The following is a 22802-nucleotide window of genomic DNA, read 5'->3' on the forward strand; positions in this document are numbered from 1 at the left end:
AAGGGTAAAGAGAACCTTTTGCGATTGAAGTAATAATCTATGATTTTACACAATGAGATATTTTGCATGGTGTTTTTTCTACTCTGATATTTGTGATTACATTCAGTTTCCAAATTATAGACTATATTATTATGAGCTTCTTTAAAAGATACGCCGTTGTTCTGTTTGCTGTACTTATTACCGGTGCTTTAGATGTTGAGGCACAATCGGCCATCGTGCCCCAACTGGGCAAGAGTACGGTTAAAGAAGTTATTGCCGCTATGACACTGGAAGAAAAAGCGACATTATTAGTAGGAACAGGCCGTGCACCAAGGCCAAAACCTGCCCCGGGAGCAAAACCTGGAGTTAGCAATGGTTTTGTTCCTGCACCGCCAATGATCGGCCAAACCGAAGTTAAAGTACCGGGTGCAGCAGGAAATACAGCAGCCATACCACGCTTAGGCATACCTTCCATGGTATTGAGTGATGGTCCTGCTGGTGTAAGAATATCTCCCATTCGTAACAGGGATAGCTCAGTTACTTATTATGCTACTGCATTTCCGGTTGGTACCTTACTGGCATCAACCTGGGATCCTGCGGTCGTAAATGCTGTAGGTAAAGCCTTCGGTAACGAAGTGAAGGAATATGGTGTAGATATTCTATTAGCTCCAGGTGTAAATATTCATCGTAACCCATTAAACGGCCGTAATTTTGAATATTATTCTGAAGATCCGTTAGTAGCCGGTACTATGGCTGGTGCTATAATCAATGGTATACAATCTAATGGCGTTGGTACCTCTATTAAACATTTTATAGCTAACAATCAGGAAACCAGCCGTAACTTCGTAAACTCTATAGTAAGTGAACGTGCATTACGCGAGTTGTATCTGAAGGTATTTCGGATTGCTATTGCATCATCTAATCCTTGGACAGTAATGTCATCCTACAATAAACTGAACGGTACTTACACGGCACAAAGGTATGACCTATTAACTACAGTTCTGCGCAATGAATGGAATTTTAAAGGTTTTGTTATGACCGACTGGGGCGGCGGGTATGATTGGATTGCTGAAATGAATGCAGGTAATGATTTGATTATGCCAGGAAGACCGGATCAAATTGAAACATTGGTTAATGCAGTTAAACACGACTCATTAAACGTGAAAGTGTTGGATCAAAATGTTGAGCACATGCTTAACATCATTTTAAAATCGCCTGCATTTTCAAAATATCCTTATAGTAATAAACCAGACTTGAAAGCACATGCCGAAGTATCGCGCAAAGCGGCAACCGAAGGTATGATATTGCTAAAAAACCAGGACAGTGCGCTGCCTATTAGTAAATCAGTAAAAACAGTGGCTGCTTTTGGCAATGCTTCATATAATACTATCGCAGGCGGTACAGGTAGCGGCGATGTAAATAAAGCATATACTATTTCTGTTTACCAAGGGCTTGCCAATGCAGGTTATGTGCCTAACGAAAGCTTGAAAAACAGCTATACTAAATTCTTCCAGGATACCAGGGCGCACCAAATGCAACAGTTTCAGCAACAGCAGCAAACACAACAGCCAAATTCCCAAAGAAGGTTCTTTGGAGGGCTGGTACCTGAAATGGCTGTAAGCGACAGTCTGATCAATGAAACTGCTAAAAAAGCAGATCTTGCCATTATAACTATAGGTAGAAATGCTGGAGAAGGTTCAGACCGTAAGTTAGAAACAAACTATAACCTTACTTCGGAAGAAAAACAGCAATTTAAAAAAATTGCCGATGTTTTCCATGCTAAAGGCAAAAAAGTAATTGCCGTGCTTAACATAGGTGGCGTTATTGACATGAACGAGTGGCAGGATTATGCCAATGCTATCTTATTGTCCTGGCAGCCTGGCCAGGAAGCTGGTAATGCAATAGCAGATGTGTTAAGTGGCAAAGTAAACCCATCAGGTAAGTTGGCTACCACTTTCCCTGTAAAATATGCAGATGTGCCATCTGCAAAAAACTTTCCAGGTACACCAGTTGATAAGCCTGAGCAGGTAATTTATCAGGAGGGAATTTATGTTGGCTATCGGTATTACGACAGCTTTAATGTTAAGCCAATGTATGAATTTGGCTACGGATTGTCTTATACAAACTTTGCTATTAGTAATTTAAAGATAAATTCACCATTATTTAACGGGATGATTACAGCTACGGTAAATATAAAGAATACTGGAAAAATTGCCGGAAAAGAAGTAGTTCAAATTTATGTGAGTGCACCAACAAAAACCATAGAAAAACCTATGCAGGAATTAAAAACATTTGGCAAAACCCGTTTATTGCAACCAGGCGAATCACAGACGTTAACATTCACACTTCATGCTGCGGATTTGGCTTCCTACCATACAGATAGTTCTGAATGGATAACCGATGCTGGAAAATATGTGCTGAAAGCTGGCGTATCATCCCGGGATATCAAACAAACAACCTCTTTTAGTATCCCAAAAACCATTAGGGTTGAAAAGGTCCATAAAGTACTGCAACCAGAAGTAAGGATCGAAGAATTTAAGGTGGGGAAATAATATTTCTTGTGTTTGATAGAATAGGCTTCAAGGGTAAAGGTGATGGTTATTTCTACTTATTATGCCAATTCAATATTGACAATATTCAAAAAATTGTAAAAGGAAGTAAATACCTTTGGCAAACCTATCATAAAAATAAAGAAGCGACTATTACTGGCATTAATAGTGATAATGCTAAAAAGGCTTAATGGGCAATTTAACTTGGTGTAACGAGGCACTTTCTTTATTTTCACTTTAAATTAAAATGGTAATAATGATTTTTTGACTTTTGGTATTTTTAACACCTTTTATTGAGGTTGTTTAAACTTTTTGGTACCAATTAAATTTGATCCTCTCGGGATGCCTAGGTTTGGTGCCCATGCTTCTTTTACCGGGTAAAATTGGTGTTTGTATTTAATCACTAACTGGACCTATAAGGTTTTCAAAACCTTATAGGTCTTTAGTGATTTACCGAGTAAAATTGGTGTTTACATTTAATCGATCAAAAAAACAATGGTTAACATTTTTTAGGTGATAAAAGAAGCATCAACCTAAAAAATCAAAATTTAATGGCCAGCATTTTTAGGTGATAAAGGAAGCATCGGCCCCAAAAAAGAGGGCCAGAAAAAAGTTTAAACAACTTCATTATCAAACAAAGAAACAAAGAAATTTTAATAAGCAAGTTTTTGTTAAAACAAGTGAGCTTTGACTAAAGTTTAACATCAGTAAAGCTAAAAGCTATGAAAACCCCCGCTACCTCCCGCCGCAATTTCCTCCGTCAGCTTTCTATTGGCGCTGGCGCCCTGACTTTAGGTTCTTCGCTGTCTTCTTTCGATGAGCTTCTTTTAGCAGATAAAAAACTTGGTATTGCTTTGGTTGGGTTAGGAAATTACGCAGGCGGACAATTGGCGCCGGCGCTGCAGCATACCCAAAACTGTTACCTGGCAGGAATTGTAACCGGAACGCCAGAAAAAGCAAAAACATGGTCTGCCAAATACAACATTCCGCAGAAGAACATTTACAACTACCAGAACTTCGATTCCATCGCCCAAAACCCGGATATTGATATTGTTTACGTGGTGCTTCCGGTTTCCATGCATAAAGAATATACGATCCGTGCAGCTAAAGCAGGCAAACATGTAATTTGCGAAAAACCAATGGCGTTAAACGCAGCAGATTGCAGGGAAATGATCGATGCATGTAAACAAGCAAACCGCATGCTTTCCATCGGTTACCGCTTGCATTTCGAGCCGCACCATATAGAAGTGATGCGTTTAGGCCAGCAGCAGGTTTTAGGGAAAGTAAAGCAACTGGAAACAGCAAACGGTTTTGTTTACGGTGGTGACCCGAACGCCTGGCGGTTAAAAAAATCGCTTTCAGGCGGCGGCGCTTTAATGGATATGGGCATTTACGCCATACAAGGTTCGCGTTATACGTTAGGACAAGAGCCCATTGCCGTAAAAGCAAGGCAGGAAAAAACCAAACCGGATCTATTTAAAGAGGTTGACGAAACGATTTTCTGGGAACTCGAATTTCGGGGGAATTTTATTGCACATGGAAAATCAAGCTATAACAACAACTGGGGTTATTTGAAGGCAAAAACAGCAAACGGGTTTTTTGAACTGGAACCTGCTTATGGTTATGGCGGCATCGATGGCAAAACATCCAGCGGGCCGATGAACATTCCGAACGTTAGGCAGCAGGCCTTGCAAATGGATGATTTTGCCAGTTGCGTTATCAACAAAAAACCAACCCGCGTTCCGGGAGAAGAAGGGTTGAAAGATATGAAAGTGATTGATGCGATTTACCGCAGCCTGGATTCTGGCAAACAGGAAAAGATCGGTTAAATCAATATGCTTCTTTTATCGCCCATTTTTTTAATACCGAGTCTTTTTGTGCTGCTTTTAACTGGTATTTGTATTGATACAGCACGCTTTCCCAGTCGCCGTAAGCCGGATTGGGCAACACAATAAACTTTTTACCAAATTCTGCTGCCTGCCGCTGCGTGTTTTGCAAACGGTCTTCATAATTTTTATGCTCAAATAAAGCCGAAAAGTCAGCCAGGTTATCCCCTAAAAGCATCACAATTTCATGGGTTTGCAGCACCTGGTTGCGGCGTGTTTCTTTGCTGGATGTGGCTTGCTTTAACAGCAAATGTTCGTTATCCGCATTAGGTAAATTAAATTTCTGCAGGTTTTTTAACGTTCCTGCCCGTTCGCTTTCTTCGCGGTTGGTAATGTAAAATACTTCCACGCCTTTAGAGGCTGCATATTTTAGAAAAGATGCTGCGCCTGCAAGGGTGTCTGCCGCTGCTTTTGCCGTCCATTCTTTCCAGGTTTTAAGGTCGAAGTCTTTTCCTTCTAAAGCTTCGCTCATATCATGCGGACTGTTATCTAAAACCGTTTCATCAATATCCGTAACAATTGCTTTTGGTTTTGCTGAAGTTTGTGCCAAGGATTGATCTAAGCGTAAATGAGCAAGATTATAAGCCTGAAAACACAACGCTTTGTATTCTGCGGAACGTTGCATCCAGATGTTTGCCATTACTTTTCCGTTAACTGCGATTGGAGTTGTTGCCGGAGCAATTGTTCTGGCATTATAAGAAGCTGCTTGTTTTTTAACAGAACACGAATAAAATGCAGCTAAAAACAGTATTGGCAAAAAGTATCGTTTCATTAATCCTAAACTTAATCAGCAAAATTAATGCTTTGTCTGATATAAGCTTTGGTTTTAAACAACAAAAGGGATGCAGTTTCTTGCATCCCTTCCGTCCAGATAAAAAAATGAAGCTGGATTAAAAGCGCATAAAAGCAGCAATAACGCTTTCTTTAGGCATTTTTTCTGCTTCCAGTATGTGTACAGCTCCGCCGTTTAATACTGTTTTTACCACCGCTTTATTGATGAGGCATTCATCGCCTTCCTGCTTTTCCTGGTGGATGTTTAATTTGTTATCCTTTTCATTAAATGTTCCCCAAATGTGGACATCTTTTTGAACGAACAGATCAGAAATTCGGCTGTAATAGCTTGCTGGTATTACCGTTTCCGGAATAGAGGAAGTAAGCGGCGTTGCTATCTGGTTATAATAGTTTTGAAGTGCACCGTTATGAACGGCCTTAAAGTACGGGGCAAGTTTTTCTCTCGCTTTTTCCCACAAAGCCAGTTTGTCTTCCCGCTCGTAATTGCCAATAACGGCTTCTTCTGCAATGTGTTTATAATGAGAGTTTTGTCGATATAAACCTATCAGATTATCTACCGCAGCAAGTATTAATGGTTTATGTTCATTGGCTAAAACTTCCGTCCATAAAGTCTGGTCCAGTTCTTTGATGTACTGCGTAAGGTATTCCTTATCATCTGCCAATCCCGAATCATGTCCGTGTAAGCTTGCTGCTTGTCCCGGCGCAGTTCCGCCAGCCCGGAACAACTGGTTTTTATCCTTTTCCTCAAAATGGATGACATCACCTACCCCTTGCGGCAAACCAGCTATTTCCAGTTCCTGCATGCCAAAAGCATCGCCCAAATAAAAATGCGAAACATGTTTGCTGAAAACCAGCATATAAAATTGCTCGTTGCTGGTTAAAACAGGCATTAACGGGCTGATATAAAACGAAGTGTTGATAAACAATTCCTGTTTAACGGTTAGCGGCAGGGTCAATGTTTTAACATAATCTTTAGCGATAAACAAAGCAAGGCCTTCTAACTGATTGTTCCAGAAAGTTTCGTGGTTTAACAAATCAAAGCCTTGCCGTAAAAACTGTGCGGCTTCATCTTTGGCCATACCTTTTTGATGAAGCTGTTTTTGCGCCTCCTGCAACTGATTTTTTAAAACGATAATATCCTGTTTTTCATTTACCTCTACGCCAGAACGATGTGTTGGGATAAAAATGGAAACGCAAGGTTCTGATTGATAATTTGCCAGTTCTGCAAATTCTTCTTTTGATAATAATTCCATGCTTTACAGTTTAGGTGTTATCACGATCAGTTGTATCTTCACCTTTATTTACATTACGGTTAACATGCCGCAACGGCACATTGGCCGCAGGAGTGTCTGGCCCGTCCATGTATTTTTCGGTTAACGTTTCATCTGTTTCCGGGTCTGTTCCTGCAAAAGCATCTCTTAAACCGTCTGTATTTTTGTCGGAACCCGAAGGTTTTCCTTTTTGTGGGGTAAATTTCCCCTCTCTATCCTTTGCCATAACCTTATCTAATTAGTAGTTAAAAGCAACAGCCTTTAAAGGTCAAGGGTTTTGATAATTTTAAATAAGTTTTAAAGCACTCATTTTTTAGGTGATAAAAGAAGCATGGGTTATTTGCTAATATTTATAGGAAAAATTAAAAATAATCGTTAATATAGCATAGTGAATTTCAATCCCGTTTTACAAAAACCGCTCAAAATATTACAAGCTTCGGCTGGCTCCGGCAAAACTTTCAGTTTAACTGCTCATTACCTTACGCTTTTGTTTGATAACGAGCTGAAATACCGCGAAGTGCTTGCCGTAACTTTCACCAACAAAGCTACAGAAGAAATGAAAAGCCGTATTTTAAGCGTGCTGTGTTCTTTAGCTTTAGGTGAGGAAAGTGTGGCGGTTTTCCGGAAAATCATCCAGGAAGCTCACCCTTTCCTCAATCCAAAAGCTTTGCAGGAGCGGGCGCACCAGATTTACCGTCGCATTTTGCACGATTACAGCCGCTTTGCCATTAATACCATTGATGGTTTTGTACAGCAGGTGATCCGCAGTTTTACGTTTGAACTGGGTTTGGATGCCGGTTACAAACTGGAAATGAACCAGGACAAAGTAAAAAAGGCTTTGACCGATAAACTGAACGAACGGCTGGACGAAAAACCGGAATTGCTGCAATGGATCATCAACCTGGCATTGGATCGCGTAAGCGAGAACAAAAGCTGGAACTACCGCCGCGAGCTGCTCGATTTAACCAGTGAGATTTTTAAAGAACGTTACCAGCCATTTGAAAACGCTCTGAAAGCTTTGGACGTAGCTACCTTGTTTCAGAAATTAATGGTTGACACTCGGGGATGCATTGCAGATTTTGAAAAAAAGTTGAAAGTGCTTGCAAACGAAGCATTGCAGGTTTGGGAAAAATCGGGCGTACAATTGGATGAACTGAAAGGAAAATCAAGGCATCCATTTTCTAAATTACCTAAACTTGCTGCCGGCGGCGATGCTGTTTTTACCGACCTAAAAAAGGTAATCGACTGCCCGGAAGAATATCAGAAAGGAGGAAATTTAACCGCTTCTGTAGGAACATTATTTAGTCGGCTGAACCCGGTTTTAATTTCGATCCAAAACTTTTTTAATGCGGAGACCGGCCAGTACGAAATGGCAAAAGCCATCAATACAAACCTGTATTATTTAAGGCTGATGCAGGAAATGGCCGCTTTGTTAAAAGATTACCGCGAAGAAAACCAAACGTTGCTCATCAGTGATGCCCAATATTTACTGAAAGGGATCACGGCCGATCAGCAGGATAACCCTTCTTTTATCTGGGAAAAAATGGGCAGCCGGTACAAAAATTTCCTGTTTGATGAATTCCAGGATACTTCTGCTTTTCAATGGGACAATTTTTTGCCGCTGCTGCAAAATGCCCTGGCAGAAGCAACCGGAAAATTTACCGATCATTTAATTGTTGGCGATGTTAAGCAGTCCATTTACCGCTGGCGCAACGGCGATTGGCGGATTCTCCTCCAAAAAGCAAAAGCAGATATAGGCAACCATAATGTGATAGACCAATCGCTGGAAGAAAACTACCGTTCTGCTGCCAATATCATTGATTTTAACAATCATCTTTTTCAGGAAATCCCTAATCTCCTGCAAAACCTGATCAACAATAAAATCCTGGAAGATGGCAGCGAAGACTTGTACAACAACTGGTGGAAAGCCGCTGGTTTAGAACACATCATCCCGGATGCTTACCGGCAAAGTTTCCAGAAAAAAGCCGGAAGCACTTTGCCCGGCGGTTCTGTTGAAGTACTGTTTTTACCGGTAGAAAATAATGTTTATCGCGCAACGCAGGTGCGGGAAGCGGCGCTGTTACAATTATCAGAAAAACTGAACGATTGGACCGGTTCGGGCAGGTACCAGGCTGGGCAAATCTGTATTTTGGTACGAAGCAACCGCGAAGCCAGGGAAGTGATCGCGCATTTAATGGCCGACCAGCAAATGCGAAAAATCAAACAGGAAACTTTGGGCGAAACTTTTGGCGCTTATGAAGTTCTTTCCGGCGAAGCTTTGCTCATCAACAATAATTCGGCAGTAAAACTATTGGTTAGCACGCTGCAGTTAATGGTTACGCAGAACGGGCAATCGGTTTTGTATAAAGGTTTGTGCGTGCAACTGTATTTTAAGCAATTGGGCAAAAGCGTTCCTGCTTCTGCCTGGACCAGCTTAAAAGAAACGCCGGTAACTAAGCTGCAAAACCTGCTTCCGGCCGAACTTTGCCGCAATTTTTACGCCTGGCAGCAGTTGCCGCTAAACGAACTGGCCGAGCAATTAATAACGGTTTACGGTTTAGGCGAACAGCAGCAGCATTTGCCTTATTTATTTGCCTTCCGGGATATGCTGGCCAGGTTTACGCAGCAAGGCGAGCTGGGCATTACCCGTTTTTTAGAGTGGTGGGATGAAGAAGGCCAATTGAAAGCGCTGCCATCAGGAAGCCAAAATGATGCCGTGCAGGTAATGACGATCCATAAATCTAAAGGATTGGCTTTTGATGTAGTGATGCTGCCGTTTTGCAGTTGGGACCTGGACGGTATGACCAACAGTATTTTTTGGGTCGATACCAAAGATACACCGTATGAAGAACTTAAATCCGTTCCCATAAACTATAAAAAAGCGTTAGGCAAATCTGCTTTTTCCAAAGCTTATTTTGAAGAATTGCTGTTTAATTTGATGGATGCTTTAAACATGTTGTATGTTGCCACAACACGTACCCGGAACCATTTGTACATCACCGCGCCCGGACAAGGAAAAAATGATTGTAAAACAAGCATTGTAGGCGATTTAATCCTGGAAGCGTTAAAAAAACCTGTTGCCGGCTTGAATGCTTCTTTTATCGGGGAAAACTTTGTGCTGGATGAACCGCTTACAGAAAAAGCACCGGTAAAAACAGCATCCGAAGGAAAAATCCAGCTTAAAAAATATCCGGTTTCACAGCGCTTAAGTCAGGCGCTGGCCAGCAAAAAAGTTTGGGGCAAGCTGGATTTGTTAAGCGGCGATGCAGCACAGCACAAAGGCATTATCCTGCACGAGCTGCTTGCCAGAACGATGGACGTGGCCAAACTGCAAAAAGTAATTAACGAAATGCAGCAGGAAGGCTTAATCCGCGAAGCAGAAAAAGAAGGAATAAAAATTAATGCCTTAAACGTATTGCAAAATAAAGCGCTTAAAGCTTTGCTCAGTAAACCTTACCAGGATTTAAGCGAGCAAACCATTATTGACAGCAAAGGCGAAAGTTACCGCCCGGATAAAGTTTTAATCGGAAATGAGGAAGTACTGATTATCGATTTCAAATTTACTTCCGATCAGCGGCCGGAGCATTTTACGCAGGTAAAAGCATACCAAAAACTGTTAACAGATATGGGTTATGAGCAAGTAAACGGCTATTTGTATTATGGTTTTTTGCAGGAGTTGGTGACGGTATAAAGTGAGGAATTATAATAGCTTTACAAGTGCAGCCACTAAACCAGTTAAAGCTATTCCGGTAGCTACAAACCATTTAATGATATCAAGTTTAGATTCGGCAATTTCTTTCCGTAAAATTGCAATATCGCTTTTAGTTGCTAATACAGTTTCTTTATCTTTAAATTTTTGATCAACCACTTCCTCAATTCTGGCTACATATTCTTTTGCTTTGTCCTTATCTGTTATAAATTCTGAAGTTAGTTCATACAAACGAAGTGATTGTGATGCTGTCATGATTTAAAATTTCACTAATAACAAATTTAACAAATTAATATTAACAAGGAGTACAATATCCTTTCTTAACGTAAACAAAATAGTTAAATGCTTTTTAAAAACCCATCCACGCTTTTTACTTTGGTAACCTTGCCATCACGTGCATCTTTAACCGCTGCTACCGTAGCTTGGTTCGGAGTTTTTTCTGCCCGATGTTTTTTTTATGTACACTAACGGCGATGGCTTTTAATACGCCTTTTACCATTTCCAGCTTGCTGTCGTCCACTTCTACAATTAATGTTGCCATAACTTAGTTTTACAGAGCACAAAAATAAATTTATATTCCAAAATGGTCCCTTTTCTCCATGATGTTGCTGCTGATTTAATTGCCCGTTTAGGCGAGGGTTTAAAGCAAACAGCTATCATTTTTAATAACAAACGCCCCGAAGCTTTCTTAAAAAAGCACCTGGGCGCGTTGCAGGGCAATGCTTCTTTTAGCCCTGCTTTTTTTACCATTTCCTCGTTTTTTGCGGTTTCTACCAACCTGGTTGTGGCGGATCAATTGAAACAGTTTTTTATTCTGCATCAGGAGTTTAACAAATTGTTGATAGCCGAAGGAAAACCTACACTTTCGCCAGATCAGTTTTTCCCGATGGCCAACATTATTTTAAGTGATTTTGCTGAGGTAGATTATGATTTGGTAAACGCCGAAGCTTTGTTTACACAGCTGGAAGATATTGCCGAAATCCAGCAGCAGTTCAGCCATTTTACCGAAGAGCAGCAGCAATTCCTGGAGCGTTTCTGGTCGTCTTTTTCGGCAGATAAACAACGCACGCATCAGCAAAAATTCCTGGAACTATGGAAACGGATGCCTACTTTGTACCGCAATTTTCATCAGGCTTTACAAGGTCAAGGGTTAATTACTTCGGCACAAACTTATCGTTGTTTGGCAGAAGGAAAGGCAGATTTTCCTGATTTTATTTCGCCTTATCAAAAGCTCATTTTTATTGGGTTTAACGCTTTAAATAAGTGTGAAGAAAAGCTGTTTAAACAATGGCAGGAGCAGGGCCGCGCGCTGTTTTATTTTGATACAGATGATTATTATTTGCAGGATGAATTGCAGGAAGCCGGCTTTTTTCTCCGCAGAAATATTTTTAAAAGTGGTTTGGTCAACAGTTTTTCCGGGCGATCATTTTTAGGCGATAAAAGAAGCATGGTCGAGGTGATCAAAACCCAGGGCCATGCTGCCCAGGCAAAAATTTTGACCGAAAGAATAGATTTTGAAGCATTAGCAGATTTTGCAGATGATCCAGAAAAAACAGCCATCATCCTGTCCGATGAAAGTTTACTGGTGCCGGTAATGCAAACCTTGCCGCCAGAAGCCGGAATGGTAAACATCACGATGGGCTATCCGCTCACGCAATCCCCGCTTTTCGGGCTGACGGAATTGTGGCTGAAAATCCAGGAGCAGATCAACAAACAGCAAAAACACACCGTTTATTACCGCGATGCGCTGGCGTTTTTATCGCACCCGCTTTCGGGCGTAAAAGCAGCCGAACGGGAAGCTTTACAAAACAAATTGTTAACTAATCAATGGGTGGAAGTGCCGCTGACAGAACTGCATTTAATTTCTGCCCTGGCGCCCAACTTTTTTACTTCGCGCCATAACGGTTTGCAAACTATTGATGCTTTGTATTTAATGCTAACGGCCGTTTTGGAGCAGCGGCAAAGGCAAAACCAATTAAACGAACTGGAAGCGAACTTAATTTTGGAAGCCTGCAAAAAGCTGAATTTGTTGTATGATAACCTCGACCAATATGCGCCCTCATTAGGTTTATCGCTTGTTTTTGCATTGATCCGCAAAACGTTGGCAAGTTTGGCTGTACCGCTGGAAGGCGAACCGCTAAGAGGGATCCAGGTGATGGGCATGCTGGAAAGCCGTTGCCTGGATTTTGAGCATGTAATTATTTTAGGCATGAACGAAGGAACGATGCCAAAACGCAATGTAAATCCTTCTTTTATTCCGGATAGTTTGCGCCGTGCCAATGGTTTGCCGGTTTTAGAAAATCAGGATGCTATTGCTGCTTATTTATTTTACCGCTTGCTGCAGCGCTCAGAAAAAGTAACGCTGGTTTATGATGGTTTAGGCGGAGAAACCGAAGCCGCCGAACCAAGCCGCTTTATCCGCCAGCTGGCTTATGAAAGTAAACTGAAATTTAACTATCTGCAGCAGGAGCAGCCGGTTAAGATCGAACCTTCCAACGTCATCATCATCACCAAAAAAGAAAAAGTATGGAAAGCGATGGAAGGCTTCTTTTACAATGGAAATCCTTTTAAAACCAATAATATTTCGGCTACTGCTTTAACCACTTATCTAACTTGTACACTGCAATTTTTCTTTCGTTATGTTGCCCAGATTAAAGAGCCGGAAGAAGTTGCGGAGAATCTGGAAGCTAACCAGATCGGTTCTGCTCTGCACCAGGCGCTGGAATGGTTTTATGCTAATTTGATCAAAACCGATACCATTATCACTGCAGAACGCATCAGCGAAAAACTAACAGAAGTTCCGGAATATGCACGTGCCGCGCTTTCGATGGTGCTTTTTAATAATCGCACACAACTAAAACAGCCAAATAGTATGCAGCAAATTGTTTTGCAGATTGTTGGGGAATATATGAAAGCGATTTTGGAGCATGATCGCTCTCTTTCGCCTTTTCAAATTGTGGAACTGGAGAACAAGAAAGATTATAAATACCATTTCCCGATACAAATTAACGGTCAAAAGAAGTACCTGCAACTGTACGGAATTTTGGACCGGGTAGATGAAAAGGACGGACAAACGCGCATTGTGGATTATAAAACCGGGAGCGACGAGCTGAAATATAGTTCGCTGGAAAAGCTGTTTGAGCGCGATGGCAAAGCGCAGAATAAAGCCGTAGTGCAAACACTTTTCTACACCTACATTTATGAGCAGGTAAAAAGAACAAATAACGTAGAGCCGAATTTATACGCTGTGCGGAAGATGAAGGAGGAAGGAACGCGCTTTAAATCCGGCAAAACCATTTTACAGTCGGTTGATCTGGAAGATGCAAAAGTGGCTTTTACCGGATATTTGCAAAACACTTTGGATGGAATGTTTGATCAGGCGATTCCTTTTCTGCAAACTACCCGTTTGGAAACCTGCCAGTATTGTCCGTATAAAGACATTTGTGAGCGTTGATGTTTTAAGCTGATGCTTCTTTTATCACCTAAAAATCAATCTGTTAATAATCGTAATATTTTTTAGGTGATAAAAGAAGCATTTGAAATTAATGTGACAAAGCAGGACAACGGCTATCGCAAAATGCGATACCATCAAAGCTACCAGGAAGAATAATCCGAAGTGCACACGTGGTTCTATTTTATGCGATAAAAGAAGCAGCAGCAACTTTTATAAATTGGGGTAATAAATGGGCAGATTAGATAAGCTTTTGTTAAAATTACTTTCAGGTACTTCTGATCACAATATTGCATTTGATGAACTAAGATCACTTTTATTATCTTTAGGTTTTAATGAGCGGACTACTGGAGGCAGTCATAGAATCTTTACAAAGGAAAATATTGCCGAGATCATCAACATAACCAAATGGTTCGAAAGCAAAAGTGTATCAGATTAAACAGGTTAGAACATTAATTTTAAAGTATAAGTTATCACTTAATGAAAAGTAAATACGAAATCATCATTTATTGGAGTGATGAAGATGAAGCTTTTTTGGCAGAAGCGCCGGAATTAGCAGGCTGCATGGCAGATGGCAAAAGCTATATTGAAGCTGTTCAGAATATTGAAATTGTAATTCAGGAATGGATTGATACAGTAATAGAATTAGGAAGGGAAGTACCTAAACCAAAAGGGAAATTAATGTATGCCTAATTTTACTAAAAAATTGTGTTTTATCAGCTTGCTTCTTTCTTTTTCTGCGGCTGTTTTTGCTCAAACTTCAGTTTCCGTCGATCAGTTAACGCAGCAGAACCATTGGGTCGATTCTGTTTTTAGGAAGCTGAACCGCCACGATCGTGTGGCACAGCTTTTAATGGTCCGCGCGCATACCAATCTGGGCAAGGCTTATGAAGATTCGGTAGCAAAGGTGGTCCAAAAAGAGCATGTTGGCGGGCTGGTGTTCTTTCAGGGCGGGCCAGGCCGACAAGCCGCCTTGACCAATCGTTATCAAAAGCTGTCGCGCGTTCCGCTGCTCATCGCTATGGATGGCGAATGGGGCTTGGGCATGCGCCTGGATTCTACCATTTCTTATCCTTATCAAATGACTTTAGGTGCTATCCGGGATAACGGCCTGATCTATAAAATGGGACAATTTGTAGCTCGCGATTTTAAACGCCTGGGCATGCAGATGAATTTTGCACCGGATATGGACGTGAACAACAATCCGAATAACCCGGTTATCGGTTTTCGTTCCTTTGGCGATAACAAAATTAATGTGGCTCAAAAAGGGATAGCTTATTTACAAGGTATGCAAAGCGGAGGTATTTTGACTACCGCTAAACATTTTCCCGGCCATGGTGATACAGACGTAGATTCTCACATGGATTTGCCTTTGCTGCCGTTTAGCCGGGAACGCTTGGATTCGTTGGAAATGTATCCGTTTAAAGAAGCGGCTAAAGCAGGAATTACCGGAATAATGGTTGCCCACATGAATATCCCGGCTTTAGATACTACGGCGCATTTGCCTTCTACGCTTTCCAGGCCAATTATAACCGGTATTTTAAAAGAGCAGTTAGGTTTTAAAGGTTTGGTTGTTTCTGATGCGATGGAAATGAAAGGGGTTGTAAAATATTTCCCTAATTCTGAAGCTGATGTTTTAGCGCTGAATGCCGGAAACGATATTTTAGAACTTACTCAAAACTCGGTCCGGGCGGTTGCTGCCATCCGTAAAGCCATCCGCAAAGGGACCATCGATAAAAAAGAATTTTTCATCAAGGTAAAAAAAGTATTGGCCGCCAAATATGCAGTTGGCTTAAATCATTTTCAGGAAGTTCCGGAAGCCAATTTATATACCGATCTTAATTCAGAACCGGCAAAAAACCTAAATCAGCAATTAACAGATGCGGCTGTTACTTTGTTAAAAGGAGATACTGCTATTTCCCGGTTAAACTTTATCAGAAAAACAGCTTTGCTTGCTATTGGTACAACTCAAATTACACCTTATCAAATTGGTTTACAAAGATGGTTTGCCAACAACAATGTTTTTTTCGCTTCAAAAACAGCATCCGCAGAAGAGTTAAACCAGTTATTGGCCCAGCTTAAAACGTACGATCAGGTAATTGCCGGTGTTTTTGATACGCGCACACGTCCATATAATAAACTCGATTACAACAACAATGTAAAAGCGTTTGTAACTAATGTTGCCGCTTTAAACAATAGCGTAATTTCTGTTTTTGCTAATCCTTACACCATTGCCACCATAAACGGGTTAAATAATTCCCGGGCTTTAATTGTGGGTTATCAAAACAGTCCGGAAATGCAGCAATCGGCCGTAAAAGTAATTAGCAGGCAACTTAAGCCAACAGGTACTTTGCCGGTAAACATCAATGCCAGTTTTATTTATGGGATGGGAATTGTTGCCCGTTAAGCTTTCATCGGTTATACAAATGTTCTTTTTATCAGCATAAAAAATTACCCTTTTTCCATACAGGGCCACGGTTGCAAATCAGGTTTTACTGCTTATATTTGCCACCGAAAAATACTTGATTTTACAAAGAATGAGAGAAATACAGTTCAGAGAAGCACTTCGGGAAGCTATGAACGAAGAAATGCGCAAAGACGACACTATTTTATTAATGGGTGAAGAAGTTGCCGAATACAATGGTGCTTACAAAGTTAGCCAGGGAATGCTGGACGAGTTTGGCGCCAAGCGGATAATTGATACGCCGATCTCTGAATTGGGCTTCGCTGGTATTGCTATCGGGGCAGGCATGAACGGTTTGAAACCGATCGTAGAATTTATGACGTTTAACTTTTCGCTGGTAGCTATTGATCAGATTATTAATGGCGCAGCAAAATTAATGTCGATGAGCGGGGGACAATTTTCTTCGCCAGTTGTTTTTCGTGGCCCAACCGGAAATGCAGGTATGTTAAGCTCACAGCACAGCCAGTGTTTCGAAAACTGGTATGCAAACTGTCCGGGTTTAAAAGTTATAGTTCCGTCTAACCCGGCCGATGCAAAAGGCTTGTTAAAATCAGCAATCATAGATCCTGATCCGGTTATTTTTATGGAATCAGAATTGATGTATGGCGATAAAGGACCGGTCCCGGAAGAAACCTATTATATTGAAATTGGTAAAGCCAAAGTTGTAAAAGAAGGTACAGATGTTACGCTGGTGGGTTTCGGCAAGATCATGAAAGTGGTAATTGCTGCTGCTGCCGAACTGGAAAAAGAAGGTATCCATGCAGAAATAATCGATTTGCGTACCGTTCGTCCGATTGATTATCCTTGCATTTTAGAATCCGTTAAAAAAACAAACCGTTTGGTAATTGTTGAAGAAAGCTGGCCTTTAGGTTCTATCGCTACAGAAGTTGCGTTTAAAGTGCAAAAAGATGCTTTCGATTATCTGGATGCGCCAATTTTACGCATTATGGGCGGAGACGTTCCTTTGCCTTACGCGCCAACTTTAATCCAGGAATATCTGCCAAACCCGGAAAAAGTAATTAAGGCGGTAAAAGAAGTAATGTACGTTAAAAAATAAGTTAACCGTAGCGAGATACAAAAGCCTTCAACTTAAAATTTGCAGGTTTTTTTTATGCCGGTAAAAGAAGCATCAGGCTGATTTTGCTGATGCGTCTTTTGTTTCCCTTGCTTTTTGTTTCAACTGGTTTCTTCTGCGGACAATCTTCCTCGCCACGGAACTTTGCCTGCGCGCATTTTTCTTCACCATCACTTTAAACTGATAAAAAGATATATCAATACTTTTAGTGTCCGGGTTATTTGCCAGATAACCAATGAGTAAAATAATCAATCCGATAATAATCCCCACAATAATCATTGAATGTTCCATTGTAATGCCCTCTCTTCATTACAATATTACGCATATTTTGCTAAAAAAGTTAGCAAAATAAAAGATTTATTTTTGTTGGCAGGAAAGGAAGAAAAGCAGCTTTAAACCTTTAAATCGGCTTTATAAAATTATACGATGCTTCTTTTATCAGTATAAAACTGTTGCTTTAAAGCAAATATTGGCGCTTGTTATTTGCGTTTGCAGATGTAAATTCAATAATCAAAACCAGCAGAATCCCTAAAGTATAAGCCAAAAGATCTGTCCATGAGAAGGAAGTGCCAATAACGATACGGGCAATAGTTGATTTTTCAAGGCCGAGAATATCAACAATATGAAAATACTGAAGCGTTTCTATCAAATAGGAAAACAGGAGAACTGCTAAGGCCGTAGCTTTTACCGGCGTATTTAAAAAGCTTTTAACAAAGCAATAAATCAGGATCACAACTAAAAAATCTCCGCCATAAGGACGGATAATAGCATCATGCAAATAAACGGCAATCAATACTTCGGTTACAAATAGCAGAAGCGCTAAAAAGAAATATTTTTTGTGAAATTGAAAAAGGGTTTTGTTCATCTAATACAATTGCCTTAACTCACCAGCAACTTGTAACCTTTTCCATGTACATTAATAATCTCAACGCTCGGGTCATCTTTTAAATACTTACGGATTTTGCTTAAAAAAACATCCATACTGCGGCCGTTGAAGTAATTATCGTCATGCCAGATGTTTAACAAAGCTTCTTCGCGCGTAAGCACCGAATTTTGTTTGAGGCAAAGCAAACGCAGGAGCTCTGCTTCTTTTGTGGATAGTTTTTGCTGCTGGTCGCCAATAGCAATTAGCTGCATGGAAAAGTCAAAATTGTATTTCCCAATTTTAAAACGTGTTGGTTTTTCTTCTTCCTTTTTATCCTGGTTGGCAACTCTTTTTAAGAGTGCATTAATGCGTAGAAGCAATTCTTCGATGCGAAAGGGCTTTGTAATGTAATCATCGCCGCCGAGGTTAAAAGCAGCAGCCTTATCTTCCATCATCCCTTTTGCGGTTGCAAAAATAATCGGTATATCAGGGTCCATTTTCCTGATTTCTTTTCCCAGCGTAAAGCCGTCTTTTTTCGGCATCATCACATCCAGGATCACTAAGTCGAAATGCTCTTTGGTAAAAGCACGCAAACCTTCATCGCCATCTTTGCTTAGCACCACATCGAACTTACCCTTTAACTGTAAATAATCTTGCAGCAACATGCCCAGGTTTGGGTCATCTTCAGCTAATAAAAGTTTTTTGTTCATGTATTATAAGTGATGTTTGGATGGATAATACACCAATTTTTGTTCGGTAAAAGAAGCATCGGTTATCATTTCCGAAATCAGGCCAGCGGAAATTTAAGTTCAAAAACCGATCCTTTATCTTTTTCAGAACGCACACTGATGCTGCCATTCAATCGTTTAACAATGGTGTTTACATAACTCAGGCCCAGCCCAAAGCCTTTTACATCGTGTAAGTTCCCGGTCGGGATCCGGTAAAACTGTTCGAAAATTTTGGCTTGCTGATCGCGGTTCATACCAATTCCTTTATCTGCAACAAAAATAAACAACTGGTTATCTGTGCTTTTGGTTGAGATACGGATTTCTGGCTGCTCATTGCTGTACTTAATTGCGTTATCGATCAGGTTATATAAAACATTGGTAAAATGCAGTTCATCAGCTTGAATTATGGCCGGAGAAGCGTTTAAATCAAGTTGGACAGTTGCCGCATGTTTTTGTATTTTAAGCGCCATACTATCAACAACAGCTATAATCTGTTCGTTTACATCAATTTCTTTTATGTCTAATTTAAAATCGTCCTGCTCAATCCTGGCGATATTTAAAACACGTTCTATATGGCTGCCTAAACGAATATTTTCATCATAAATAATGCCGGCCAAACGGGAAACGCGCGATTTATCCTGCATAATTTCTTCGTCTTTTAAAGCTTCGCTGGCAATCATGATGGTAGAAACCGGCGTTTTAAACTCGTGGGTCATGTTGTTGATGAACTCGGTTTTCATTTCAGAAATCTTTTTCTGGCGGAAAATCAGTAAAATGGTATAAGCACAACAGGATATTAACACCAGAAGTAAACCACCCGAAATTCCCATAATACCTGTCATCCGGTTTAAAATCAGCCGGTTTTTTTCCGGAAAAGAAATATTGAGCATGCCCGGATCGTTTACCACTTCTTTTGTAAAAATAGGCGTATGATAGCTGCTGGCCAGAATAAATTTTGGTTTTTCGCCATTAAAATTTTCTGCGTTTGAATAGATCAGCGAATCGTGCGAAGCGGTTGTAATTTCATAACTAAAAGGTAAAAAAATACCTTTGTTCTGCAATTCGAAACGCAACAACGAATCAAGTTCAAGCTGATCGATCCTGGAACCTAAAGGCTCGTCGGCTTTCTGATATTCTTCGGCCACCTGCTCGATCACGTTCATTTTCTGCGGCGTTAACAGCTTGGCTTTCATTAAATGGACAGAATCTTCCAGCAGTTTTTTGATGTGCTTAAAAGTCTGTTCTTTTTTTAAACGCTGCTGTTCTTTTAGCCACAGCGGGTTAATTGTAGGTACAGAAACAACAGTAGGGCCAATTTGCGGGTCATTATAAACATAACGTGCCGTATCAAATTTTTGGAGATGCGGCTGTAACTGCCTGCGTAACTGGGCAGTTAATTTAGGGGAATTTATCTGCGTTATTTGCCCGTGTATCTGGCCCGCTTCGTCCATGTATTCTTCTACATGCACCTGCTGGTAGCTTAAAATATCTTCCGGGTTGCTTTGTTCAAACAGGTTTTTCAAACTGTCTTTTAAGCTTGCAATACGGCGTTGTTTACGTTCAATCTCTGGGTGAAGGTTTTGTAATTTTTGTTTTTCTATATTAAAATCCTGAAAATTATCAGACAAGCGGTTATAAATATAATGGCTATGTTTTTTGCTTTTATCCGGGTAGCTGATTCTTTTTATAGAAGGTTTCATCCGTTCCATAAAATTAATGGCATCCTTTTTTTCGATTTTGCCTACTACGCTGCTAAGTGCTTCAGAAACAGAACGGTCAAACAATTCGGATTGCAGGCGATAGGATTGGATAAGAAAATAAAACTGCATGGCCATAACGCCCATGAGGGCAAGCCCCATTAAACCAATAATCAGGCTAATGCGTTTTGTTTTCATCATACAAAAATAGCCAAGTTAAGGGTTGTAGGTTAAGGGTTTAACATAATTTAACATCTGCTAACCAGTATTTAACGCTTTAGTAAAACAGTTGCATATTTATTTAAGCTGCAATTTTTTGCCGGTAAAAGAAGCATCCCTTATTAAATAAAAAGAAAGTATTGCGGGCAATTGTAGTATAAATTAAAAAGCCTGTGCTGAAGTAGAAAACCTGCGCCAATAGCGAAAATTTTTATAGGGGAAAGAATAAAAGGTGTTAATGGCTGTAATTATTTTTACTTTTACTAAAATTACCCCCAGCCCCTTTACATCATAATTATAATTGAGTTAAGCCCTCGTTGGTTAGAACGAGGGCTTTCTTTTTTTTAGAAAGGAAGGTCATCATCTTCGTCAGCACCTGCACTTAGGTTGGCCGTTGGTGCTGCATACTCCGGAGTGGAGGCGTTATTGGATGCTCCTCCGGATAAAACATTAACTTTCCATAATTGCAATGTATTAAAATAAACTACCTTTCCGGTTTTATCGGTCCACTTGCGGCCTTTCAGGTTAAAAAACACTTCTACATCATCTCCAACTTTTACATTGTCCATCAAAGCACAACGGTCCTGTATCGCTTCAAATTTTAAATATTCCGGGTATTGTGGGTTCTCCACATATTCAACAATCAGTTCTCTTTTCTTTAAAGAATCGGTTACCTGCGTGGTAGGCGAAACTTCATGTACTTTTCCTTTAATCTCCATGGTTAATAATTTTAAAGTGTAAAGTTAAGAGATAGCAGTTAAAAACGGCAGTCGAATTCGTTAAATTCGCAGGATTATGACGGATGTTTTCAACACAAAAAGCAAAATAATTATTACCTGCAACAAGCGCCTTTCTGTTTATTTAAAGCAGGAAGTAGAAGATTTAGGGTTTACCATTAAACGCTTTTTTAGTACGGGCGTAGAACTGGAAGGAACGGTAAATGATTGTATTCCGCTTAATTTAAACCTGCGTTGCGCCAGTCAGGTTTTGTATTCAGTTGCTTCTTTTGAGGCCAGAAATCCGGGCGAATTGTATAACCGTTTAATGGAAATCGAATGGGAAAACCTGATTGCTTTTGATGGTTATTTTTCGGTTACTTCCAACGTAAACAACGAATTTATTACCACGCCGCTTTTTGCCAACGTAAAAGTAAAAGATGCGGTTGTGGACCGGATCAAGGATAAAAAAGGCATCCGCCCCAACTCCGGGCCGGAGTGGAACAAAACCGTTTTGTATTTATACTGGCAGGAAAATCAGGCCGATATTTTCCTGGATACTTCCGGTGAAACGCTTTCTAAACATGGTTACCGTAAAATTCCAGGCAAAGCGCCCATGCTGGAAGCTTTGGCAACCAGTACCATTTTAGCCAGCAACTGGGACCAGAAAAGTACGTTTATCAACCCGATGTGCGGTTCTGGAACGTTAGCGATAGAAGCAGCTTTACTGGCAACTAATAAACGGCCGGGACTTTTCAGGATGAATTATGCCTTTATGCACATTTTGGGTTACGATGAACAAGTGTTTTTTACCGAACGCCGCAAGTTAAAAGACCTTGGCAAAAAGCAAATCGACTTTAAAATTATTGCTTCCGATATTTCTGCAGATGCTGTTTCTATCTCCGAAAATAATGCAAAAACCGCTGGTGTTGATCATTTAATTACGTTCCAGGTTTGTGATTTTGCCGAAACAGAAGTGCCGGAAGAACCAGGCGTAGTTTTCTTCAACCCAGAATATGGCGAACGGTTAGGTGTACACACCAAATTAGAAGCAACCTACAAACGCGTCGGCGACTTTTTGAAAACCAACTGTAAAGGTTACCGCGGTTATGTTTTTACCGGAAACCCGGAATTGGCTAAAAAAGTAGGGCTAAAAGCAGCACGTAAAATTGAATTTTTTAATGGGAAATTGGATTGCAGGTTGATGGAATATGAGTTGTATGATGGCAGTAAACGGGAGGCTGGGGGGCGGTCGCTAGCGAAGGGTTAAATATTGTTGATAATAAAGTTAGTTGATCTTATATAGTTTAAAATAATAGGAGATTTATAGTTAATGAGATTATGTTGCGAGTCAAACTAACGATATTGGAAGTGCGGTAAAAGTAAAAAGTTCTGTTTAAA

Annotated in this window: 18 protein-coding genes; 8 read left to right on the forward strand and 10 right to left on the reverse strand. The window is 40.4% G+C overall.

Annotated features, from left to right (window positions below; translation table 11 throughout):
* Window positions 1-131: 131 nt before the first annotated feature.
* Together GO621_RS14875 and GO621_RS14880 are read left to right on the forward strand one after the other, a co-directional pair.
* Window positions 132-2531, forward strand: a complete 2400-nt coding sequence (locus tag GO621_RS14875) for a glycoside hydrolase family 3 C-terminal domain-containing protein (RefSeq protein WP_157568428.1) — start codon at window positions 132-134, stop codon at window positions 2529-2531.
* Between the two features lie 719 nt (window positions 2532-3250).
* A complete protein-coding gene (locus tag GO621_RS14880) occupies window positions 3251-4357 on the forward strand; it encodes a Gfo/Idh/MocA family oxidoreductase (protein ID WP_157568430.1) in 1107 nt (368 codons plus the stop codon).
* A gap of 1 nt (window position 4358) precedes the next feature.
* Here GO621_RS14880 and GO621_RS14885 read toward each other — a convergent pair whose 3' ends face one another.
* From GO621_RS14885 to GO621_RS14895, 3 genes are all read right to left on the reverse strand, one after another.
* The gene (locus GO621_RS14885; protein WP_157568432.1) at window positions 4359-5186 is read right to left on the reverse strand and encodes a 5'-nucleotidase, lipoprotein e(P4) family; all 828 of its coding nucleotides are present in this window, start codon (window positions 5184-5186) and stop codon (window positions 4359-4361) included.
* A gap of 118 nt (window positions 5187-5304) precedes the next feature.
* Entirely contained in the window at window positions 5305-6459 is a 1155-nt protein-coding gene (locus GO621_RS14890; protein WP_157568434.1) for a baeRF7 domain-containing protein, read from the reverse strand.
* Window positions 6460-6469: 10 nt separating this feature from the next.
* Window positions 6470-6703 carry a hypothetical protein gene (locus tag GO621_RS14895; protein ID WP_157568436.1) on the reverse strand — a complete coding sequence of 78 codons (234 nt, stop codon included), beginning with the start codon at window positions 6701-6703 and terminating at the stop codon, window positions 6470-6472.
* A 162-nt stretch (window positions 6704-6865) separates the two neighbouring features.
* Here GO621_RS14895 and GO621_RS19320 point away from each other — a divergent pair, with 162 nt between their 5' ends.
* Window positions 6866-10168 (forward strand): UvrD-helicase domain-containing protein, encoded by a 3303-nt coding sequence (locus GO621_RS19320; RefSeq protein WP_317163455.1) that lies wholly within the window; start codon window positions 6866-6868, stop codon window positions 10166-10168.
* 9 nt (window positions 10169-10177) lie between these two features.
* Here GO621_RS19320 and GO621_RS14905 read toward each other — a convergent pair whose 3' ends face one another.
* On the reverse strand, window positions 10178-10441 hold the full coding sequence (locus GO621_RS14905; RefSeq protein ID WP_157568438.1) for a hypothetical protein: 264 nt from the start codon (window positions 10439-10441) through the stop codon (window positions 10178-10180).
* 157 nt (window positions 10442-10598) lie between these two features.
* A complete protein-coding gene (locus GO621_RS19235; RefSeq protein ID WP_262884996.1) occupies window positions 10599-10727 on the reverse strand; it encodes a hypothetical protein in 129 nt (42 codons plus the stop codon).
* 42 nt (window positions 10728-10769) lie between these two features.
* On the opposite strand from GO621_RS19235, the gene GO621_RS14910 reads away from it, so the two are divergent.
* The 4 genes from GO621_RS14910 to GO621_RS14925 all read left to right on the forward strand — a co-directional run bounded on the left by GO621_RS14910 (window position 10770) and on the right by GO621_RS14925 (window position 17158).
* The gene (locus GO621_RS14910) at window positions 10770-13640 is read left to right on the forward strand and encodes a PD-(D/E)XK nuclease family protein (protein ID WP_157568440.1); all 2871 of its coding nucleotides are present in this window, start codon (window positions 10770-10772) and stop codon (window positions 13638-13640) included.
* 477 nt (window positions 13641-14117) lie between these two features.
* Entirely contained in the window at window positions 14118-14330 is a 213-nt protein-coding gene (locus GO621_RS14915; RefSeq protein ID WP_157568442.1) for a type II toxin-antitoxin system HicB family antitoxin, read from the forward strand.
* The gene (locus tag GO621_RS14920) at window positions 14323-16044 is read left to right on the forward strand and encodes a glycoside hydrolase family 3 protein (protein WP_157568444.1); all 1722 of its coding nucleotides are present in this window, start codon (window positions 14323-14325) and stop codon (window positions 16042-16044) included. Before GO621_RS14915 ends, GO621_RS14920 begins: the two co-directional genes overlap by 8 nt.
* Before the next feature lie 130 nt (window positions 16045-16174).
* Window positions 16175-17158 carry a pyruvate dehydrogenase complex E1 component subunit beta gene (locus GO621_RS14925; protein ID WP_157568445.1) on the forward strand — a complete coding sequence of 328 codons (984 nt, stop codon included), beginning with the start codon at window positions 16175-16177 and terminating at the stop codon, window positions 17156-17158.
* Between the two features lie 72 nt (window positions 17159-17230).
* On the opposite strand, the gene GO621_RS14930 is transcribed toward GO621_RS14925, so the two are convergent.
* From GO621_RS14930 to GO621_RS14950, 5 genes are all read right to left on the reverse strand, one after another.
* Window positions 17231-17467 (reverse strand): hypothetical protein, encoded by a 237-nt coding sequence (locus tag GO621_RS14930; RefSeq protein ID WP_157568447.1) that lies wholly within the window; start codon window positions 17465-17467, stop codon window positions 17231-17233.
* Between the two features lie 166 nt (window positions 17468-17633).
* On the reverse strand, window positions 17634-18041 hold the full coding sequence (locus GO621_RS14935) for a ribosomal maturation YjgA family protein (RefSeq protein ID WP_157568449.1): 408 nt from the start codon (window positions 18039-18041) through the stop codon (window positions 17634-17636).
* Window positions 18042-18055: 14 nt separating this feature from the next.
* A complete protein-coding gene (locus GO621_RS14940; protein WP_157568451.1) occupies window positions 18056-18751 on the reverse strand; it encodes a response regulator transcription factor in 696 nt (231 codons plus the stop codon).
* A 77-nt stretch (window positions 18752-18828) separates the two neighbouring features.
* On the reverse strand, window positions 18829-20667 hold the full coding sequence (locus GO621_RS14945) for a sensor histidine kinase (RefSeq protein ID WP_157568453.1): 1839 nt from the start codon (window positions 20665-20667) through the stop codon (window positions 18829-18831).
* 362 nt (window positions 20668-21029) lie between these two features.
* On the reverse strand, window positions 21030-21404 hold the full coding sequence (locus GO621_RS14950; RefSeq protein WP_157568455.1) for a DUF3127 domain-containing protein: 375 nt from the start codon (window positions 21402-21404) through the stop codon (window positions 21030-21032).
* A 76-nt stretch (window positions 21405-21480) separates the two neighbouring features.
* On the opposite strand from GO621_RS14950, the gene GO621_RS14955 reads away from it, so the two are divergent.
* The gene (locus GO621_RS14955) at window positions 21481-22671 is read left to right on the forward strand and encodes a THUMP domain-containing class I SAM-dependent RNA methyltransferase (RefSeq protein ID WP_157568457.1); all 1191 of its coding nucleotides are present in this window, start codon (window positions 21481-21483) and stop codon (window positions 22669-22671) included.
* Window positions 22672-22802: the final 131 nt, after the last annotated feature.

Origin of the sequence: Mucilaginibacter arboris (assembly GCF_009754915.1) — a bacterium.
In the GTDB taxonomy this organism is placed as follows: domain Bacteria; phylum Bacteroidota; class Bacteroidia; order Sphingobacteriales; family Sphingobacteriaceae; genus Mucilaginibacter_A; species Mucilaginibacter_A arboris.

Coding starts and splice junctions, on each gene's coding strand:
- GO621_RS14875 (WP_157568428.1), top strand. CDS start 132: ATGAGCTTCTTTAAAAGATACGCCGTTGTTCTGTTTGCTGTACTTATT.
- GO621_RS14945 (WP_157568453.1), bottom strand. CDS start 20,667: ATGATGAAAACAAAACGCATTAGCCTGATTATTGGTTTAATGGGGCTT.
- GO621_RS14885 (WP_157568432.1), bottom strand. CDS start 5,186: ATGAAACGATACTTTTTGCCAATACTGTTTTTAGCTGCATTTTATTCG.
- GO621_RS14935 (WP_157568449.1), bottom strand. CDS start 18,041: ATGAACAAAACCCTTTTTCAATTTCACAAAAAATATTTCTTTTTAGCG.
- GO621_RS14910 (WP_157568440.1), top strand. CDS start 10,770: ATGGTCCCTTTTCTCCATGATGTTGCTGCTGATTTAATTGCCCGTTTA.
- GO621_RS14930 (WP_157568447.1), bottom strand. CDS start 17,467: ATGGAACATTCAATGATTATTGTGGGGATTATTATCGGATTGATTATT.
- GO621_RS19235 (WP_262884996.1), bottom strand. CDS start 10,727: ATGGCAACATTAATTGTAGAAGTGGACGACAGCAAGCTGGAAATGGTA.
- GO621_RS14895 (WP_157568436.1), bottom strand. CDS start 6,703: ATGGCAAAGGATAGAGAGGGGAAATTTACCCCACAAAAAGGAAAACCT.
- GO621_RS14925 (WP_157568445.1), top strand. CDS start 16,175: ATGAGAGAAATACAGTTCAGAGAAGCACTTCGGGAAGCTATGAACGAA.
- GO621_RS14940 (WP_157568451.1), bottom strand. CDS start 18,751: ATGAACAAAAAACTTTTATTAGCTGAAGATGACCCAAACCTGGGCATG.
- GO621_RS14915 (WP_157568442.1), top strand. CDS start 14,118: ATGAAAAGTAAATACGAAATCATCATTTATTGGAGTGATGAAGATGAA.
- GO621_RS14905 (WP_157568438.1), bottom strand. CDS start 10,441: ATGACAGCATCACAATCACTTCGTTTGTATGAACTAACTTCAGAATTT.
- GO621_RS14880 (WP_157568430.1), top strand. CDS start 3,251: ATGAAAACCCCCGCTACCTCCCGCCGCAATTTCCTCCGTCAGCTTTCT.
- GO621_RS14955 (WP_157568457.1), top strand. CDS start 21,481: ATGACGGATGTTTTCAACACAAAAAGCAAAATAATTATTACCTGCAAC.
- GO621_RS14920 (WP_157568444.1), top strand. CDS start 14,323: ATGCCTAATTTTACTAAAAAATTGTGTTTTATCAGCTTGCTTCTTTCT.
- GO621_RS14890 (WP_157568434.1), bottom strand. CDS start 6,459: ATGGAATTATTATCAAAAGAAGAATTTGCAGAACTGGCAAATTATCAA.
- GO621_RS14950 (WP_157568455.1), bottom strand. CDS start 21,404: ATGGAGATTAAAGGAAAAGTACATGAAGTTTCGCCTACCACGCAGGTA.